Genomic DNA, 17135 nt, shown 5'->3' with positions numbered 1-17135 from the left:
CTTGCCCGGCCTTAGAAGACCGAGCAAAGAACCTCGCCACCAACGTTCTGTTCGCGAGCCTGGTGATCGGCCATCACACCCTTCGGAGTCGAAAGGATGGTGATGCCGAGGCCGTTCGCGACCTGCGGAATGGACTTGACCGAGACATAAACCCGGCGGCCCGGCTTGGACACACGGCCGATCTCACGGATCACCGATGCGCCTTCATAATATTTCAGCTCGATGCTGAGTTCCGACTTGCCATTGCCGAAATCGACAACGGAATAGCCACGGATGTAGCCTTCGGACTGCAGGACATCGAGAACACGTGCACGGAGCTTGGACGCAGGCGTCGAGACCGACGACTTGCGGCGGGAAGCGCCGTTACGGATACGGGTGAGCATATCGCCCAACGGATCAGTCATTGTCATGTAACCTGCTCCTTACCAGCTCGACTTGACGATACCCGGCACCTTGCCGAGATTGCCCAGTTCACGCAGCGCAATACGCGACATGCGCAGTTTGCGGTAATATGCGCGCGGACGCCCCGAGACTTCGCAACGGTTGCGAATACGGGTCTTCGATCCATCACGCGGCAGGGATGCCAGCTTGATCGAGGCCTTGAACCGCTCTTCGATCGGAAGAGCCTGGTTCATGATGATCGCCTTCAACGCAGCCCGCTTCGCGGCCTGGTTTGCGACCGTAGTACGGCGGCGCTTGTTCTTTTCAACTGCGCTTGTCTTCGCCATGTCAGGTTCCTTTTCTACGCTCGTCGTTACGGTTATTGACGGAACGGGAAGCTGAACTCTTTCAGAAGAGCCCGTGCTTCGTCGTCGGTCGTCGCCGTCGTGCAAACGATGATGTCCATGCCCCACATCTGATCAACCTTGTCGTAGTTGATCTCAGGGAACACAATGTGCTCCTTGATGCCCATGGCGAAGTTGCCACGGCCGTCAAAGCTCTTCGGGTTCAGGCCGCGGAAGTCGCGAACGCGCGGGAGCGCGATGTTCACGAGACGGTCCAGGAACTCGTACATGCGGGCGCCGCGCAGGGTGACCTTCGCGCCGATCGGCATCTGTTCGCGGACCTTGAAGCCTGCGATGGAGTTGCGTGCGCGGGTGATGACCGGCTTCTGGCCGGCGATCGCTGCGAGGTCGGCGGCAGCAACCGTCGGCTTCTTCGAGTCAGCGGTCGCTTCGCCAACACCCATGTTGATCACGATCTTGTCGAGCTTCGGAATCATCATCTCGTTGGCGTAGGAGAACTGCTCCTGCATCGCCTTGCGGATGCGCTCGACATATTCCTTCTTGAGCCGCGGCTCGTATTTTGCCTCAGCCATCGATCACTTCTCCAGAACGCTTGGCCACACGGACCTTCTTGCCGTCAACAACCTTGAAACCGACGCGGGTCGGCTTGCCGTCCTTGTCGACGATTGCAACGTTGGACAGGTGAACCGGGGCTTCCTTGTTGATGATGCCGGCTTCCTGGGTCTGCGTCTGGCGCTGATGGCGCTTGACGACGTTGACGCCACGAACAACGGCACGATCTTCCTTCGGCATGACCTGGACAACTTCGCCGGTACGGCCCTTGTCCTTGCCAGCGAGCATGACGACCTTGTCGCCCTTACGAATCTTCTGCATCGCTTCGCTCCTTACAGTACTTCGGGAGCCAGCGAGATGATCTTCATGTGGTTCTTGGCGCGAAGTTCGCGCGGAACCGGTCCGAAGATACGGGTGCCGATCGGCTCTTTTTTGTTGTCGATGAGGACTGCTGCGTTGGTGTCGAAGCGGATGACGGAGCCATCCGGACGACGGATATCCTTGGCGGTGCGAACGACAACCGCCTTCATCACGTCACCCTTCTTCACACGGCCGCGCGGGATCGCTTCCTTGATCGAAACGACGATAACGTCGCCGATCGAGGCATACTTGCGCTTCGAGCCGCCCAGCACCTTGATGCACATGACACGACGTGCGCCGGAATTATCCGCGACGTCGAGGTTTGTTTGCATCTGAATCATATCAGGTCGCCTTCTTGGTTTACCGGAATGGTTGGGCTAGCCCCCTACTCCGGCTTATGAAAATTTTCGCCGGCCGAACTGCCATGACGGCAACACAGACGCGGCAATAGCTGAATAGCGCGGGATCGATCGTGCCAGGGTGGTTTCCCGAACGGGACCTTCCGTGCGCTCAAAGCAAAAGAACGCCCGGCATTCGAGCGTTCTGACGCTGCTTCATACAGATATTTCGGCGAGACGCAAGGCCTCGCACAAAATTCTGTTACTGGCCCTGGGCGGAAATCACCGTCCAGCGCTTGTCCTTGGAGATCGGCGCGCATTCCTCGATGGATACGGTATCGCCAATCTTGTACTGGTTGTTCTCGTCGTGGGCCTTGTACTTCTTGGAACGACGAACGGTCTTCTGGAGCAGCGGGTGAGCGAAACGACGCTCGACGCGAACCACTACCGTCTTCTCGTTCTTGTCGCCAACGACGACGCCCTGCAGGATGCGCTTCGGCATATTTTTCTTCCTTTAGGCCTTAACTTCTGCCGCCTTCTGGCGGGCAATGGTTTTCACGCGGGCGATGTCCTTGCGGACCTCGTTGATGCGCGAGGACTTTTCGAGCTGGCCGGTCGCCTTCTGGAAGCGCAGGTTGAACTGCTCCTTCTTCAGCTTGGCAAGCTCGTCCTTGAGTTGGTCGGCGGTGAAGCCGCGAACATCTGAGGCTTTCATGAGCTCAATCCCTTACTCTGCAATGCGCTGAACGAAGCGCGTCTTGACCGAGAGCTTGGCAGAGCCGAGACGAAGCGCCTCGCGGGCGATTTCTTCGCTGACACCATCGATCTCGAACATCATACGGCCGGGCTTGACCTTGCATGCCCAGTATTCAACGGAGCCCTTACCCTTACCCATGCGGACTTCGGTCGGCTTTGCGGTTACCGGAACGTCCGGGAACACGCGGATCCATACACGGCCGGCGCGCTTCATATAACGCGTGATCGCGCGGCGGGCCGCTTCGATCTCGCGCGCGTTGACGCGGTTGGGTTCCTGAGCCTTCAGGCCGAATTCGCCGAATGCTAGGTCAGAACCGCCCTTGGCGACGCCCTTGATGCGGCCCTTGAACTGCTTGCGGTACTTGGTACGCTTTGGCTGCAACATTTTCTTATTCTCCGAACTTCTCTGCCACGCGCGCTATCAAGCGTTGTCGCGGCGACGGTCTCTGTCGCGGTCACGATCACGGCTTGCCGGACCCTGGGCGTCACCTTCCATCGCACGGCGCTCGGAAGCCATCGGATCGTGCTCAAGGATTTCGCCCTTGAAGATCCAGACCTTGATGCCGCAGATGCCGAATGCGGTTTCTGCTTCAGCCGTGCCGTAGTCGATGTCGGCGCGCAGCGTGTGCAGCGGCACACGACCTTCGCGGTACCATTCCGTACGAGCGATTTCAGCGCCGCCAAGACGACCGGCGCAGGTGATCTTGATGCCTTCGGCGCCAAGACGCATCGCGGACTGAACGGCGCGCTTCATGGCGCGGCGGAAAGCCACGCGGCGCTCGAGCTGCTGGGCGATCGACTGAGCGACCAGCGTCGCATCGACTTCGGGCTTGCGCACTTCGACGATGTTGAGGTGCGTTTCCGAATTCGTCATGTCCGACAGCTTCTTGCGGAGCTTGTCGATGTCGGCGCCCTTGCGGCCGATGATCAGGCCCGGACGTGCGGAGTGGATCGTGACGCGGCACTTCTTGTGCGGACGCTCGATGACCACCTTGGAGATCCCGGCCTGCTTCAGTTCGCTCATGACGAACTTGCGCATCTTCAGGTCTTCGTGCAGCAGCTGGCCGTACTCGGCATTGTCCGCAAACCAGCGGCTATCCCAGGTACGGTTGATGCCAAGACGGAAACCGATTGGATTGATTTTCTGACCCATTATGCGGCCTCCTCTACTGCCTGCACTTCACGAACGACGATCGTCAGGTGCGCGAAGGGCTTTTCAATGCGCGACGCACGACCGCGACCACGAGCGTGGAAACGCTTCATGACGATCGACTTGCCGACATAGGCCTCGGCGACGACGAGACCGTCGACGTCGAGATCGTGGTTGTTCTCGGCGTTGGCGATCGCAGATTCGAGCGTCTTCTTGACGGCACCTGCGATGCGCTTGCGGGAGAACTCCAGCTCAGCGAGTGCGCGCTCGACCTTCTTGCCGCGGATAGCCGCAGCAACCAGGTTGAGCTTCTGGGGGCTGACGCGGAGCGTGCGGGCGACTGCTTGCGCCTCGTTGTCCTTCAGCCGGCGTTCGGCTTTTGCCTTGCCCATTGTTACTTCCTCTTCGCCTTCTTGTCCGCGCCGTGACCGTAGTAGGTGCGGGTCGGAGAGAATTCACCGAATTTGTGACCGACCATGTCTTCATTGACGCTGACCGGGATATGCTTGCTGCCGTTGTAGACGCCGAAGGTAAGACCGACGAACTGCGGCAGGATCGTGGAGCGACGGCTCCAGATCTTGATCACTTCTGCACGTCCGCCTTCACGAACCTTCTCAGCCTTCTTGAGAAGATAGCCGTCAACGAACGGACCTTTCCATACTGAACGAGCCATTGGAGACTTCCTCTCTTACTTCTTACGCTGATGACGCGAGCGCATGATCATCTTGTCGGTCGACTTGTTCGACCGGGTGCGCTTGCCCTTGGTCGGCTTGCCCCACGGTGTCACCGGATGGCGACCACCGGAGGTGCGGCCTTCACCACCGCCGTGCGGATGGTCGACCGGGTTCATGACGACACCGCGGTTGTGCGGACGCTTGCCGCGCCAAACGGTACGACCGGCCTTGCCGTCGTTGATGTTGGCGTGATCCGGGTTGGACACGGCGCCGATCGAAGCAAGGCAGGAGCCATGAACGAGACGCTGTTCACCGGAGTTCAGGCGAAGGATCGCCATGCCCTGGTCGCGGCCGACGAGCTGCGCGTAGCCACCGGCGGAGCGAGCGATCTGACCACCCTTGCCCGGCTTCATTTCCACATTGTGGATGATGGAGCCGACCGGGATGAACTGCAGCGGCATGGTGTTGCCGGGCTTGACGTCGACAGCCTTCTCGGAAGCGATGACCTTGTCACCGGCAGCGAGACGCTGAGGAGCGAGAATGTAAGCCTTCTCACCGTCAGCATAGGTCACCAGCGCGATGAAAGCCGTGCGGTTCGGATCGTATTCGATACGCTCGACCGTGCCCTCGACGTCGAACTTGCGACGCTTGAAGTCGATCAGACGATAGGTGCGCTTGTGACCGCCGCCGATGAAGCGGGCGGTGATGCGGCCGAGGTTGTTACGACCGCCGCTCTTGGTCAGGCCTTCCGTCAGCGCCTTGACCGGCTTGCCCTTGTAGAGGGCCGAACGGTCGACGATGACCAGCTGGCGCTGGCTCGGGGTGATCGGATTGAATGTTTTCAATGCCATTTTCTTATACCTCAGAGACCGGTGGAGACGTCGATCGTCTGGCCTTCAGCCAGGGTCACAACAGCCTTCTTCACGTCCTTCTGCTTGCCGACGAAACCGCGGAACCGCTTGGTCTTGCCCTTGCGCAGCAGAGTGTTGACGGCCGTGACCTTGACGCCGAACAGCGCCTCGACAGCAGCCTTGATTTCCGGCTTTGTCGCCTGCTTGGCGACATTGAAAACAACCTGGTTGTTTTCGGAGACCAGCGTGGACTTTTCGGTGATCGCCGGAGAGACGATCACATCGTAGTGGCGAAGATCGGTCACTTGAATCGCTCCTCTAGCGCTTCAACCGCAGCCTTGGAAAGCACGAGCTTGCCGCGGCGCACGATGTCGTAAACGTTGATGCCCTGGATCGGCAGAACATCGATGTTCGGGATGTTCTGAGCTGCGAGCTTGAAGTTGCCGTCAAGTTCTGCGCCGCCGATGAAGAGGGCGTTGGTCAGGCCGAGCGTCTCGAATACGGACGCGAGAGCCTTGGTCTTGGCTTCGGCGGCAACCAGGTTGTCGATGACGATGACGTCATCGGCCTTGATCTTGGCCGAAAGGGCGTGGCGAAGGCCAAGTGCGCGAACCTTTTTCGGAAGGTCGTGCTCGTGGCTGCGGACGACCGGGCCGTGAGCCTTGCCGCCGCCGCGGAACTGCGGAGCGCGAGCCGAATGGTGGCGGGCGCGGCCCGTACCCTTCTGCTTGTACATCTTGGCGCCGGTGCGCGAAACTTCAGCGCGGCCCTTTGCCTTGTGGGTGCCCTGCTGCTTCTTGGCAAGCTGCCAGCGGATGACGCGGGCGAGAATGTCTTCGCGGGGCTCGAGGCCGAAAATCGCATCAGAAAGAGAAACCTTCCCTGCGTCTTTTCCCTCGAGGGTCTTGACGTTGAATTCCATTGGTCCGGCTCCCTTACTTCGCTGCCGACTTGACGGCATCGCGCACGATGATCCAGGCACCCTTGGAACCGGGCACTGCACCCTTGATCAGGATCAGACCGCGATCTTCATCGGTCGAAACCACTTCCAGGTTCTGAGTCGTTACGCGCGTCTGGCCCATGTGACCAGCCATCTTCTTGTTCTTGAATACCTTGCCCGGATCCTGGCGCGAGCCGGTCGAACCGTGCGAGCGGTGCGAAACCGACACACCGTGCGTGGCGCGCAGACCGCCGAAACCATGGCGCTTCATAGCGCCGGCAAAACCCTTACCGATCGTCGTGCCCGTGACGTCGACGAGCTGACCGGCTGCAAAGTGGCCGGCTTTAAGCTCAGTACCGATCTCCAGAAGATTGTCTTCGGAGACACGAAATTCCTGAAGCTTCGCCTTCGGCTCGACGTTGGCGACAGCAAAGTTGCCGCGCATCGCCTTCGACGTGTTCTTCACCTTCGCCTGGCCGGCACCGAGCTGAACTGCGGTATAGCCATTCTTTTCGACAGTACGCGTGGCAACGACCTGGACGGCCTCCATGCGCAGTACCGTTACCGGGACATGCTCACCGGCGTCGTTATAGACGCGGGTCATTCCCACCTTCTGTGCAATCACACCTGAACGCATCGGTTCAATCCTTCTCACTCAGCCCGAAGACCCGAGGTCTCAGAGCTTGATCTCAACATCGACACCGGCGGCGAGATCGAGCTTCATCAGCGCGTCTACCGTCTGCGGGGTCGGGTCAACGATATCGAGAAGGCGCTTGTGCGTGCGCATCTCGAACTGTTCGCGGCTCTTCTTGTCGATGTGCGGGGACCGGTTGACCGTAAACTTCTCGATGCGGGTCGGAAGCGGAACGGGGCCCCGGACGCTTGCACCGGTGCGCTTAGCCGTCGATACGATCTCGCGCGTGGAGGCATCGAGAATCCGGTGATCGAACGCCTTCAGGCGGATGCGGATATTCTGGCCGTTCATTCGACTTTATCCTTGTGTCTGTTATCCGCGTGTCACCATTCAGGGACACGACTTACCTTCAGTTACGTTAGCGGGCCACCGGTTTCAAAGATCGAGAGGGACACCGAGATCGGCGTCCCTATCCTTTCCTTGGGCCTGGTGGCCCAGCCGCTCATTACTCGACGATCGAAGCAACGATACCGGCGCCGACGGTGCGGCCACCTTCGCGGATCGCGAAGCGCAGCTTTTCTTCCATCGCGATCGGAACGATCAGCTCGACGGCAACCGTGACGTTGTCGCCAGGCATAACCATTTCCGTGCCTTCCGGCAGCGTCACGATGCCCGTCACGTCGGTCGTGCGGAAGTAGAACTGCGGACGGTAGTTGGTGAAGAACGGCGTATGACGGCCACCCTCTTCCTTCGTCAGGATGTAGGCTTCAGCCATGAACTTCTTGTGCGGCTTGACAGAGCCCGGCTTGCACAGGATCTGGCCACGCTCGACGCCGTCACGGTTCACACCGCGAACCAGAGCGCCGATGTTGTCGCCGGCCTGGCCCTGATCGAGCAGCTTGCGGAACATTTCAACGCCGGTCACCGTCGTCTTCGAGGTCGCACGGATGCCGACGATCTCGACTTCTTCGCCAACCTTGACGATGCCACGCTCGACGCGGCCGGTCACAACCGTACCGCGGCCCGAGATCGAGAACACGTCTTCGATCGGCATCAGGAACGGCTGGTCGATCGGGCGCTCAGGCGTCGGGATGTAGGCATCGACCGCAGCCATCAGCTCGCGGATCGCGTCTTCGCCGATCTTCTTGTCGCTGTCTTCAAGAGCAGCAAGCGCCGAACCCTTGACGACCGGGATATCGTCGCCCGGGAAGTCGTAGGACGACAGAAGTTCGCGAACTTCGAGCTCGACCAGTTCGAGAAGCTCGGCGTCGTCAACCTGGTCGACCTTGTTCAGGAACACCACGATCGCCGGAACGCCAACCTGGCGGGCCAGCAGAATGTGTTCGCGCGTCTGCGGCATCGGGCCGTCGGCGGCCGAGCACACCAGGATCGCGCCGTCCATCTGGGCAGCACCGGTGATCATGTTCTTGACGTAGTCGGCGTGGCCGGGGCAGTCGACGTGCGCATAGTGACGGGCCGGCGTCTCATATTCGACGTGCGCCGTCGAAATGGTGATGCCACGGGCCTTTTCTTCCGGAGCCGCGTCGATCTGATCGTACGCCTTGAACTCACCGAAGTACTTCGTGATCGCTGCCGTCAGAGACGTCTTGCCGTGGTCAACGTGGCCGATCGTGCCGATGTTGACGTGCGGCTTGTTGCGCTCAAACTTACTCTTTGCCATTTTCGGCTCTCCGTTTTGCTAGTCCCCGAGGGGATCTAATTCTTGTTATCGGTCAATTGGTATTCCGGTCACTTCTGACCGGAATACTTTGCCTGGATTTCTGTTGCGACGTTCGACGGGACCGGCGAATAGTGATCGAAGGTCATCGTGTACTGGGCGCGGCCCTGGGACATGGAGCGCAGGTTGTCGACGTACTTGAACATGTTCGCGAGCGGGACGTTCGCGTTGATGACGACGGCGATACCACGGCTTTCCTGGCCCTGGATCTGACCGCGACGGGAGTTCAGGTCGCCGATAACGTCGCCGACATAATCTTCCGGAGTAACGACTTCGACCTTCATCATCGGCTCGAGCAGCTGAGCGCCGGCCTTCTTGGCTGCTTCACGGAAGCAGGCACGCGATGCGATTTCGAAGGCGAGAACCGAGGAGTCAACGTCGTGGAAGGCGCCGTCGATGAGGGTCGCCTTGACACCGAGCATCGGGAAGCCTGCGAGCGGACCGGAAGACAGAACGCTTTCGATGCCCTTCTGGACGCCGGGGATGTATTCCTTCGGAACGGAACCGCCGACGATCTTCGATTCGAACTTGAAGTCGTCGCCTTCCGGGTTCGGTTCGAAGATGATCTTGACGCGCGCGAACTGGCCGGTACCGCCGGACTGCTTCTTGTGCGTGTAGTCTTCTTCGTGCGTCTTGGTGATGGTTTCGCGGTAGGCAACCTGCGGCGCACCGACGGTTGCTTCAACCTTGAATTCACGACGCATGCGGTCGACGATGATGTCGAGATGCAGTTCGCCCATGCCGGCGATGATGGTCTGGCCGGATTCCTGGTCGGTCTTGACGCGGAAGGACGGATCCTCAGCAGCCAGGCGGTTGAGCGCGAGGCCCATCTTTTCCTGGTCGCCCTTGGTCTTCGGCTCGATGGCGATCTGGATGACCGGCTCGGGGAATTCCATGCGCTCGAGGATAACCGGCTTCAGCGGATCGCAGAGCGTATCGCCGGTCGTGGTTTCCTTGAGGCCGGCAAGAGCGACGATGTCGCCTGCAAAAGCTTCTTCGATGTCTTCACGCGAGTTGGAGTGCATTTGCAGCATGCGGCCGACGCGCTCGCGCTTGTCCTTAACCGTGTTCATGACCGACGCGCCCTTTTCGAGCTTGCCGGAATAGATGCGGGCGAAGGTCAGCGAACCGACGAAGGGGTCGTTCATGATCTTGAAGGCGAGCATGGAGAGCGGCTCGCTGTCATCGGCGTGACGCTCGATTTCAGCTTCCGTCTTGAAGTCGATGCCCTTGATCGCCGGGATGTCCATCGGCGAAGGCAGGTAGTCGACAACGGCGTCGAGCAGCGGCTGCACGCCCTTGTTCTTGAAGGCGGTGCCGCAGAACATCGGGTGGAACTTGACGTCGATCGTGCCGCGGCGAACCAGCGCACGGATCTGGTCGTTGTCCGGCAGAATGCCTTCGAGATAAGCTTCCATCGCGGCTTCGTCGATGTCGACGACCGTCTCGATCAGCTTTTCGCGATATTCTTCAGCCTTGGCCTTCATGTCCTCGGGAATCTCGACGACATCCCACTGGGCGCCGAGCGACTCGTCGCGCCAGATGAGAGCGTTCATCTCGATCAGGTCGATGACGCCCTTGAATTCGGTTTCAGCACCGATCGGCAGCTGCATGACGACAGCCGTTGCGCCGAGACGGGTCTTGATCATCTCGACGGAGCGGTAGAAGTCGGCGCCGGTCTTGTCCATCTTGTTGCAGAAGATCATCCGCGGGACATTGTACTTCTCGGCCTGGCGCCAAACGGTTTCCGTCTGCGGCTCGACACCAGCATTGGCGTCGAGCAGCGCGATGGCGCCGTCGAGAACGCGCAGCGAACGCTCGACTTCGATGGTGAAGTCGACGTGGCCGGGGGTGTCGATGATGTTGAAGCGGCGCATCTTGCCGTCACGACCCTTCCAGAAGGTCGTGGTGGCAGCGGAGGTGATCGTGATGCCACGCTCCTGCTCCTGCTCCATCCAGTCCATGGTGGCTGCGCCGTCGTGAACTTCGCCGATCTTGTGCGACTTGCCGGTGTAATAAAGGATACGCTCGGTGGTCGTGGTCTTGCCGGCGTCGATATGCGCCATGATACCGAAATTACGGTAGTCTTCGATCTTATATTCGCGAGCCATTGTGGACTGCCTTTCGATACCGTTCGGAATTACCAGCGATAGTGCGAGAACGCGCGGTTGGCGTCAGCCATCTTGTGCGTGTCTTCGCGCTTCTTGACGGCGGAGCCGCGGTTGTTGGACGCATCGAGCAGTTCGCCGGACAGGCGATCGATCATGGTGGTTTCGTTGCGCTTGCGGGCGGCGGCAATCAGCCAGCGAATGGCGAGAGCCTGGCGGCGCTCCGGGCGAACGTCGACCGGGACCTGATAGGTCGCACCACCGACACGGCGCGAGCGAACTTCAACGTGCGGCGCAATGTTGTCGAGCGCAGAATGGAAAACCGTAAGCGGCTCCTGCTTGGACTTGCCCTGGACGACGTCGAACGCGCCATAAACGATGTTTTCAGCAACCGACTTTTTGCCGTCGAGCATGATGGCATTCATGAACTTGGTGACGACCAGATCGCCGAACTTCGGGTCCGGATTGATCTCGCGCTTTTCTGCTTTATGACGTCTGGACATACTTTTGTCTCTTCAACCGTTAAGGCGCTTCATGACGCGGAGGACCTCGCGCAGCGCCGGATTATTCAAAACCGAATTACTTCGGACGCTTCGCGCCGTACTTGGAGCGGCGCTGCTTGCGGTTCTTGACACCCTGAGTATCGAGAACGCCGCGGATGATGTGATAACGGACACCCGGAAGGTCCTTGACGCGGCCGCCACGGATCATGACGACGGAGTGTTCCTGAAGGTTGTGACCTTCGCCGGGGATGTAACCAATGACTTCGAAGCCGTTGGTCAGGCGGATCTTTGCGACCTTACGCAGAGCCGAGTTCGGCTTCTTCGGCGTCGTCGTGTAGACGCGCGTGCAAACGCCGCGCTTCTGCGGGTTCTCCTGGAGTGCGGGAACCTTGTTACGCTTTACGTTCGCCTGGCGAGGCTTGCGGATCAGCTGGTTTACGGTAGGCATTCAACCATCCCTTACGTTTTATCTCAGTACCCTTGCGGGCTTGAACTCGCGCCGTCTCCGGCAGTGACGTACGTTTTCCGTCAATGCGCAAAATATGGCCCGATCCGCTTCCGCAGATGGACCACAAGGAGCAGAGGACACATAAAATATGCGTCGTGCGTGCAGCATCATGACTTCAACGTGCGTTTAGAACCTTGTTTGAGGTGAACTTCAGGGCGCGTCGCCCCGAACAGCCAAGCCTCACATGGGATCTGATGGCCGGGGTACTACTGGTTTCCACCTGTCTCGTCAAGGCCGGTTAAGAAATAAACTCGCCGTATCGCCTTGATCTCAGGGCCTGAGGCCCTGATTTCATCCTTCTAGACGAAATGGCGGCCGTGCACCAAGATAAAAACTTGGGCATTGCGGCAAAAGCAGTTAAGGAATCAGCAATTGCGGCGTGCGGCCCTCACAGCGGGATTCGGGCGACCGAATCGTTAAAGAGCCGAAGGACAGGCGATGATTACGACACCTGATAACGACAATAATTTCGACGGGCCGATGATCTTCATCATCATCGGCAAGGGCTACGAGTCCGACGCCAGCGAAGGCATCGACCTGCACATCATGCTGAAAGCGCCCGACGACGACACGGCCGTCCGCGAGGCCTTGAACGCGCTTGCCGAGGAAGGCTTCATCGAAGCCGATCTCGACCAGATCGGCATGCTGACCGAAGTGCCCGCCGAAGAGCCGCACGCCTCCGCCTACCAGGGCGCCGTCGACGGCGAGGTTGCGATCATCCGCTTCAACTGAAGGAGGCCGCCGCTCGCGCTGCCGGTCGCCAATGCAGCCTAAGCGGAACGAGCCGCCTTCCCTCCCCCAGACCAATCAGATCAGACCAAAAACAAAAACCGCCCGGATCGCTCCGGGCGGTTTTTCAATTGGCGTTTTATTCGCGGGCTTCAGCCGCGGATTATTCCGCGGCCGGAGCCTTTTCGGCCATGTCCTGCAGCATCGGCGTGGCAACGGCAGCACCGGTGCCCTTGCGGCGCTCTTCGAGGATCAGCTCGTCGCGCGATGTGGCGATACGGCGGATCTGGGTCATGGTGCCGCCGGTGCCGGCCGGGATGAGGCGGCCGACGATGACGTTTTCCTTCAGACCCTGCAGGCCGTCGGTCTTGCCGGCGATCGCAGCTTCCGTCAGCACCTTGGTCGTTTCCTGGAAGGACGCGGCCGAGATGAAGGACGGGGTCTGCAGCGACGCCTTGGTGATGCCGAGAAGAACCGGATCGCCATAGGCGGGCTTCTTGCCCTGCTCGATCAGATGGTCGTTGACGTCTTCGAGCTCGATCCGGTCGACATTGTCGCCGACGATATAGGTCGAGTCGCCTGCATCGGTGATTTCCACCTTCTGCAGCATCTGACGGACAATCACCTCGATGTGCTTGTCGTTGATGACAACGCCCTGCAGGCGGTAGACTTCCTGGATCTCGTTGACGAGGTAGGAGGCCAGAGCCTCCACGCCCTTGATCGCCAGGATGTCGTGCGGAGCCGGGTTACCGTCGAGGATGTAGTCACCCTTTTCGATATAGTCGCCTTCCTGAAGGTGGAAGGGCTTGCCCTTCGGGATCAGGTATTCGACCGGCTCGACACCGTCTTCCGCCGGCTCGATGATGACACGGCGCTTGTTCTTGTAGTCGCGGCCGAGGCGGATCGTACCATCGATCTCTGCGATGATGGCGTGGTCCTTCGGACGGCGGGCCTCGAACAGCTCGGCAACACGCGGCAAACCGCCGGTGATGTCCTTGGTCTTTGCGCTTTCCAGCGGCGAACGCGCAAGCACGTCACCCTGGGAGACCTTGGTGCCCGGTTCGACCGACAGGATCGCGTCGACCGAGAGCAGGAAGCGGGCGTCACCGCCGCGGGACAGCTTCGCGACATTGCCGCTGGCATCCTTGATGACGATCGCCGGCTTGAGGTCCGAACCGCGCGGGGTCGAACGCCAGTCGATGACCTGACGCTTGGTGATGCCCGTGGACTCGTCGGTCGCTTCCAGAACGGAGAGACCGTCGACCAGGTCTTCGAACTGAACGGTACCGGCCACTTCCGTCATCATCGGACGGGTGTAGGGGTCCCACTCTGCCAGACGCTGGCCGCGCTTGACCTTGTCGCCTTCGTCGACATGCAGCTTCGAACCGTAGGCAACACGCTGCGACGAACGTTCGACGCCACGCTCGTCCAGGATCTGGACGGTCATGTTGCGGCCCATAGCAACGAGGTTGCCATCGGAGTTGCGCAGGATGTTGCGGTTCTTGATCTGCACCGTACCTTCGTACGACGCTTCCAGGAACGACTGGTCGACCACGGTTGCCGTACCGCCAAGGTGGAAGGTACGCATGGTGAGCTGGGTGCCCGGCTCGCCGATCGACTGAGCAGCGATGACGCCCACGGCTTCGCCCATGTTGACAGGCGTACCACGCGCGAGGTCGCGGCCGTAGCAGACCGAGCAGACGCCCGTCTGGATTTCGCAGGTCAGCGCCGAACGAATGCGGATCGACTGGATACCCGCCTTCTCGATCTCGATGACATCGGGCTCGAGGATCATCTTGCCGGCATCGACGATGCGCTCACCCGTGACCGGATGATCGATATCGTCGAGCGCCGTGCGGCCGAGGATACGGGCGCCGAGCGAGGCAACGACCTGACCGGCATCGACGATGGCGGTCATGGTGAGGCCGGTTTCGGTGCCGCAATCGACATGCGTGACGATGCAATCCTGCGCGACGTCGACGAGACGGCGCGTGAGGTAACCCGAATTGGCGGTCTTCAGGGCGGTGTCTGCCAGACCCTTGCGGGCGCCGTGCGTCGAGTTGAAGTACTCGTTGACGGTCAGGCCTTCCTTGAAGTTCGAGATGATCGGCGTCTCGATGATTTCACCCGACGGCTTGGCCATGAGGCCGCGCATGCCGCCCAGCTGACGCATCTGGTTCGGAGAACCGCGGGCGCCGGAATGGCTCATCATGTAGATCGAATTCATCGGCTTCTGACGGCCGGTCTTGTCGTCGAATTCGACCGCCTTAATGCGGGCCATCATCTCTTCGGCGACCTTTTCGGTCGCCTTGCCCCAGGCGTCGACAACCTTGTTGTACTTTTCGCCCTGGGTGATCAGGCCGTCATTGTACTGCTGCTCGTATTCCTTCACCAGGCTCTCGGTGTCGGCCACGATCTTGGCCTTGGCATCCGGAATGACCATGTCGTCCTTGCCGAACGAAATGCCGGCGCGGCAGGCATGCGAGAAGCCGAGCTGCATGATACGGTCGCAGAAGATGACCGTGTCCTTCTGGCCGCAGTGACGGTAGACCGTGTCGATCATCTTGGAGATGTTCTTCTTGGTCATTTCCTGGTTGCAGATGTCGAAGGGCACCTTGCCGTTTTTCGGCAGCAGTTCGCCGATGAGCAGACGGCCAGGCGTCGTCTCATAGATCTTCGAGTAGGGCTTGCCATCCTCGTCGACCGACTTGAAACGGCCGCGGATCTTGGTGTGCAGCGTCACGACCTTGCTTTCCAGCGCGTGATGCAGCTCGCCGAGATCGGAGAAGGCCATGCCTTCGCCCGGCTCGTTCTGGTTCAGGATCGACAGATAATAGAGGCCGAGAACCATGTCCTGCGAGGGAACGATGATCGGCGCGCCGTTGGCCGGGTGCAGGATGTTGTTGGTCGACATCATCAGCACGCGGGCTTCGAGCTGGGCCTCAAGCGACAGCGGCACGTGAACGGCCATCTGGTCGCCGTCGAAGTCGGCGTTGAACGCCGTGCAGACGAGCGGATGCAGCTGGATTGCCTTGCCTTCGACCAGGGTAGGTTCGAAGGCCTGGATGCCCAGGCGGTGCAGCGTCGGTGCGCGGTTCAGGAGAACCGGATGCTCGCGGATGACCTCGTCGAGGATATCCCAGACTTCAGGCTTTTCCTTTTCGACCAGCTTCTTGGCCTGCTTGACGGTCGAGGAGTAACCCTTGGCGTCGAGGCGGGCATAGATGAACGGCTTGAAGAGTTCGAGCGCCATCTTCTTCGGCAGGCCGCACTGGTGCAGCTTCAGTTCCGGACCGGTGACGATGACCGAACGGCCGGAATAGTCGACGCGCTTGCCGAGCAGGTTCTGGCGGAAGCGGCCCTGCTTGCCCTTCAGCATGTCGGACAGCGACTTCAGCGGACGCTTGTTGGCGCCGGTGATGACGCGACCGCGGCGGCCGTTGTCGAACAGCGCGTCAACCGATTCCTGCAGCATGCGCTTTTCGTTGCGGATGATGATGCCAGGCGCACGAAGCTCGATCAGGCGCTTCAGACGGTTGTTGCGGTTAATCACGCGGCGGTAGAGATCGTTCAGATCCGACGTCGCGAAACGGCCGCCGTCGAGCGGCACCAGCGGGCGCAGGTCCGGCGGAATGACCGGGACGACCTTCATGATCATCCATTCCGGGCGGTTGCCCGACTCCATGAAGTTCTCGACGATCTTCAGGCGCTTCATCAGCTTCTTCTGCTTGAGATCCGACGTGGTGTCGGCAAGCTCGGAGCGCAGATCGCCGGCGATCTTTTCGAGGTTCATCGAGGCCAGCATCTCGTAGATCGCCTCAGCGCCGATCATCGCGGTGAACTGGTCTTCGCCGTATTCGTCGACGGCGAGCATGTACTCTTCTTCCGAGAGGAGCTGGTGCTCCTTCAGGGCGGTCAGGCCCGGCTCGGTGACGATGTAGTTTTCGAAGTAGAGAACGCGTTCGACATCCTTCAGCGTCATGTCGAGCAGCGTCGAGATGCGTGATGGCAGCGACTTCAGGAACCAGATGTGGGCAACGGGAGCGGCGAGCTCGATATGGCCCATGCGCTCACGGCGAACGCGCGACAGCGTGACTTCGACACCGCACTTTTCGCAGATGATGCCCTTGTACTTCATGCGCTTGTACTTACCGCACAGGCATTCGTAGTCCTTGATCGGCCCGAAGATGCGCGCGCAGAACAGACCGTCGCGTTCCGGCTTGAACGTGCGGTAGTTGATGGTTTCCGGCTTCTTGATCTCACCGTAGGACCAGGAGAGGATCTTCTCCGGAGACGCGATCGAAATCCGAATGGAATCGAAATTCTGTGCAGGCACCTGCGGATTGAAAAGATTCATGACCTCTTGGTTCATGCCTGTCTCCTTCATGGGCTAAAGCGCCCTCAAAATGCGATGGTCGGCGGCAATTTCCCGGGAGCCGCCTCCCTCGCTTAAACGAGAATAACCGCAAGATGCGGCGAAACTTCCCTCCCGGGCCGACATGGATACGGCGCCCGGCGGGACCGGCGTGCGCCGCATTGGCAGCGCAC

Annotated in this window: 22 protein-coding genes; 1 reads left to right on the top strand and 21 read right to left on the bottom strand. The window is 60.0% G+C overall.

The window, feature by feature from the left end:
• Positions 1–11: 11 nt before the first annotated feature.
• From rpsH to rpsL, 20 genes are all read right to left on the bottom strand, one after another.
• Complete coding sequence (gene rpsH, locus QMO82_RS09390) at positions 12–410, bottom strand: 30S ribosomal protein S8 (RefSeq protein WP_003547562.1); 399 nt, start codon at positions 408–410, stop codon at positions 12–14.
• 12 nt (positions 411–422) lie between these two features.
• Positions 423–728: a 30S ribosomal protein S14 gene (rpsN, locus tag QMO82_RS09385; protein ID WP_003573787.1), complete on the bottom strand. Its 306-nt coding sequence runs from the start codon at positions 726–728 to the stop codon at positions 423–425.
• Positions 729–760: 32 nt separating this feature from the next.
• On the bottom strand, positions 761–1318 hold the full coding sequence (rplE, locus tag QMO82_RS09380) for a 50S ribosomal protein L5 (RefSeq protein WP_003573788.1): 558 nt from the start codon (positions 1316–1318) through the stop codon (positions 761–763).
• Positions 1311–1619, bottom strand: coding sequence for a 50S ribosomal protein L24 (rplX, locus tag QMO82_RS09375; RefSeq protein WP_097622109.1), 309 nt, complete (start codon positions 1617–1619; stop codon positions 1311–1313). The genes rplE and rplX overlap by 8 nt, the downstream gene beginning before the upstream one ends.
• An 11-nt stretch (positions 1620–1630) precedes the next feature.
• Positions 1631–1999 carry a 50S ribosomal protein L14 gene (rplN, locus tag QMO82_RS09370; RefSeq protein ID WP_003573790.1) on the bottom strand — a complete coding sequence of 123 codons (369 nt, stop codon included), beginning with the start codon at positions 1997–1999 and terminating at the stop codon, positions 1631–1633.
• A 259-nt stretch (positions 2000–2258) separates the two neighbouring features.
• On the bottom strand, positions 2259–2498 hold the full coding sequence (gene rpsQ, locus QMO82_RS09365; protein WP_003573791.1) for a 30S ribosomal protein S17: 240 nt from the start codon (positions 2496–2498) through the stop codon (positions 2259–2261).
• Positions 2499–2510: 12 nt separating this feature from the next.
• Entirely contained in the window at positions 2511–2711 is a 201-nt protein-coding gene (rpmC, locus tag QMO82_RS09360; RefSeq protein ID WP_003547556.1) for a 50S ribosomal protein L29, read from the bottom strand.
• 12 nt (positions 2712–2723) lie between these two features.
• On the bottom strand, positions 2724–3137 hold the full coding sequence (gene rplP, locus QMO82_RS09355) for a 50S ribosomal protein L16 (protein ID WP_003573792.1): 414 nt from the start codon (positions 3135–3137) through the stop codon (positions 2724–2726).
• Positions 3138–3173: 36 nt separating this feature from the next.
• On the bottom strand, positions 3174–3905 hold the full coding sequence (gene rpsC, locus QMO82_RS09350; RefSeq protein WP_003587196.1) for a 30S ribosomal protein S3: 732 nt from the start codon (positions 3903–3905) through the stop codon (positions 3174–3176).
• Complete coding sequence (gene rplV / locus QMO82_RS09345) at positions 3905–4294, bottom strand: 50S ribosomal protein L22 (RefSeq protein WP_183606599.1); 390 nt, start codon at positions 4292–4294, stop codon at positions 3905–3907. The genes rpsC and rplV overlap by 1 nt, the downstream gene beginning before the upstream one ends.
• A 2-nt stretch (positions 4295–4296) precedes the next feature.
• Positions 4297–4575, bottom strand: a complete 279-nt coding sequence (gene rpsS, locus QMO82_RS09340; RefSeq protein WP_003573797.1) for a 30S ribosomal protein S19 — start codon at positions 4573–4575, stop codon at positions 4297–4299.
• Positions 4576–4590: 15 nt separating this feature from the next.
• The gene (gene rplB, locus QMO82_RS09335) at positions 4591–5427 is read right to left on the bottom strand and encodes a 50S ribosomal protein L2 (protein WP_003573799.1); all 837 of its coding nucleotides are present in this window, start codon (positions 5425–5427) and stop codon (positions 4591–4593) included.
• An 11-nt stretch (positions 5428–5438) separates the two neighbouring features.
• Positions 5439–5732, bottom strand: a complete 294-nt coding sequence (locus QMO82_RS09330; protein ID WP_003547550.1) for a 50S ribosomal protein L23 — start codon at positions 5730–5732, stop codon at positions 5439–5441.
• Positions 5729–6349 carry a 50S ribosomal protein L4 gene (gene rplD / locus QMO82_RS09325; RefSeq protein ID WP_003578669.1) on the bottom strand — a complete coding sequence of 207 codons (621 nt, stop codon included), beginning with the start codon at positions 6347–6349 and terminating at the stop codon, positions 5729–5731. The genes QMO82_RS09330 and rplD overlap by 4 nt, the downstream gene beginning before the upstream one ends.
• Positions 6350–6362: 13 nt before the next feature.
• On the bottom strand, positions 6363–7004 hold the full coding sequence (gene rplC, locus QMO82_RS09320; protein ID WP_003573801.1) for a 50S ribosomal protein L3: 642 nt from the start codon (positions 7002–7004) through the stop codon (positions 6363–6365).
• Positions 7005–7043: 39 nt separating this feature from the next.
• Complete coding sequence (rpsJ, locus tag QMO82_RS09315) at positions 7044–7352, bottom strand: 30S ribosomal protein S10 (RefSeq protein ID WP_003547547.1); 309 nt, start codon at positions 7350–7352, stop codon at positions 7044–7046.
• Positions 7353–7506: 154 nt separating this feature from the next.
• Positions 7507–8682, bottom strand: a complete 1176-nt coding sequence (gene tuf / locus QMO82_RS09310) for an elongation factor Tu (RefSeq protein ID WP_003573803.1) — start codon at positions 8680–8682, stop codon at positions 7507–7509.
• Between the two features lie 68 nt (positions 8683–8750).
• On the bottom strand, positions 8751–10850 hold the full coding sequence (gene fusA / locus QMO82_RS09305; RefSeq protein ID WP_183606598.1) for an elongation factor G: 2100 nt from the start codon (positions 10848–10850) through the stop codon (positions 8751–8753).
• 29 nt (positions 10851–10879) lie between these two features.
• On the bottom strand, positions 10880–11350 hold the full coding sequence (gene rpsG, locus QMO82_RS09300; RefSeq protein WP_003573807.1) for a 30S ribosomal protein S7: 471 nt from the start codon (positions 11348–11350) through the stop codon (positions 10880–10882).
• Positions 11351–11426: 76 nt separating this feature from the next.
• Complete coding sequence (gene rpsL, locus QMO82_RS09295) at positions 11427–11798, bottom strand: 30S ribosomal protein S12 (RefSeq protein ID WP_003547537.1); 372 nt, start codon at positions 11796–11798, stop codon at positions 11427–11429.
• 498 nt (positions 11799–12296) lie between these two features.
• Here rpsL and QMO82_RS09290 point away from each other — a divergent pair, with 498 nt between their 5' ends.
• The gene (locus QMO82_RS09290; RefSeq protein WP_028757598.1) at positions 12297–12590 is read left to right on the top strand and encodes a hypothetical protein; all 294 of its coding nucleotides are present in this window, start codon (positions 12297–12299) and stop codon (positions 12588–12590) included.
• Between the two features lie 160 nt (positions 12591–12750).
• Here the strand turns inward: QMO82_RS09290 and rpoC are convergent, their stop codons facing one another.
• Positions 12751–16959, bottom strand: a complete 4209-nt coding sequence (rpoC, locus tag QMO82_RS09285; RefSeq protein ID WP_183606597.1) for a DNA-directed RNA polymerase subunit beta' — start codon at positions 16957–16959, stop codon at positions 12751–12753.
• Positions 16960–17135: the final 176 nt, after the last annotated feature.

The organism is Rhizobium sp. BT04, from assembly GCF_030053135.1.
GTDB classification, from domain to species: domain Bacteria; phylum Pseudomonadota; class Alphaproteobacteria; order Rhizobiales; family Rhizobiaceae; genus Rhizobium; species Rhizobium binxianense.
The sequence above is the reverse complement of the archived record's forward strand: the minus strand, read 5'-3'. Positions and strand labels throughout refer to the sequence as shown.

Coding starts and splice junctions, on each gene's coding strand:
- rpsH (WP_003547562.1), bottom strand. CDS start 410: ATGACAATGACTGATCCGTTGGGCGATATGCTCACCCGTATCCGTAAC.
- rpsN (WP_003573787.1), bottom strand. CDS start 728: ATGGCGAAGACAAGCGCAGTTGAAAAGAACAAGCGCCGCCGTACTACG.
- rplE (WP_003573788.1), bottom strand. CDS start 1,318: ATGGCTGAGGCAAAATACGAGCCGCGGCTCAAGAAGGAATATGTCGAG.
- rplX (WP_097622109.1), bottom strand. CDS start 1,619: ATGCAGAAGATTCGTAAGGGCGACAAGGTCGTCATGCTCGCTGGCAAG.
- rplN (WP_003573790.1), bottom strand. CDS start 1,999: ATGATTCAGATGCAAACAAACCTCGACGTCGCGGATAATTCCGGCGCA.
- rpsQ (WP_003573791.1), bottom strand. CDS start 2,498: ATGCCGAAGCGCATCCTGCAGGGCGTCGTCGTTGGCGACAAGAACGAG.
- rpmC (WP_003547556.1), bottom strand. CDS start 2,711: ATGAAAGCCTCAGATGTTCGCGGCTTCACCGCCGACCAACTCAAGGAC.
- rplP (WP_003573792.1), bottom strand. CDS start 3,137: ATGTTGCAGCCAAAGCGTACCAAGTACCGCAAGCAGTTCAAGGGCCGC.
- rpsC (WP_003587196.1), bottom strand. CDS start 3,905: ATGGGTCAGAAAATCAATCCAATCGGTTTCCGTCTTGGCATCAACCGT.
- rplV (WP_183606599.1), bottom strand. CDS start 4,294: ATGGGCAAGGCAAAAGCCGAACGCCGGCTGAAGGACAACGAGGCGCAA.
- rpsS (WP_003573797.1), bottom strand. CDS start 4,575: ATGGCTCGTTCAGTATGGAAAGGTCCGTTCGTTGACGGCTATCTTCTC.
- rplB (WP_003573799.1), bottom strand. CDS start 5,427: ATGGCATTGAAAACATTCAATCCGATCACCCCGAGCCAGCGCCAGCTG.
- rplD (WP_003578669.1), bottom strand. CDS start 6,349: ATGGAATTCAACGTCAAGACCCTCGAGGGAAAAGACGCAGGGAAGGTT.
- rplC (WP_003573801.1), bottom strand. CDS start 7,004: ATGCGTTCAGGTGTGATTGCACAGAAGGTGGGAATGACCCGCGTCTAT.
- rpsJ (WP_003547547.1), bottom strand. CDS start 7,352: ATGAACGGCCAGAATATCCGCATCCGCCTGAAGGCGTTCGATCACCGG.
- tuf (WP_003573803.1), bottom strand. CDS start 8,682: ATGGCAAAGAGTAAGTTTGAGCGCAACAAGCCGCACGTCAACATCGGC.
- fusA (WP_183606598.1), bottom strand. CDS start 10,850: ATGGCTCGCGAATATAAGATCGAAGACTACCGTAATTTCGGTATCATG.
- rpsG (WP_003573807.1), bottom strand. CDS start 11,350: ATGTCCAGACGTCATAAAGCAGAAAAGCGCGAGATCAATCCGGACCCG.
- rpsL (WP_003547537.1), bottom strand. CDS start 11,798: ATGCCTACCGTAAACCAGCTGATCCGCAAGCCTCGCCAGGCGAACGTA.
- QMO82_RS09290 (WP_028757598.1), top strand. CDS start 12,297: ATGATTACGACACCTGATAACGACAATAATTTCGACGGGCCGATGATC.
- rpoC (WP_183606597.1), bottom strand. CDS start 16,959: ATGAACCAAGAGGTCATGAATCTTTTCAATCCGCAGGTGCCTGCACAG.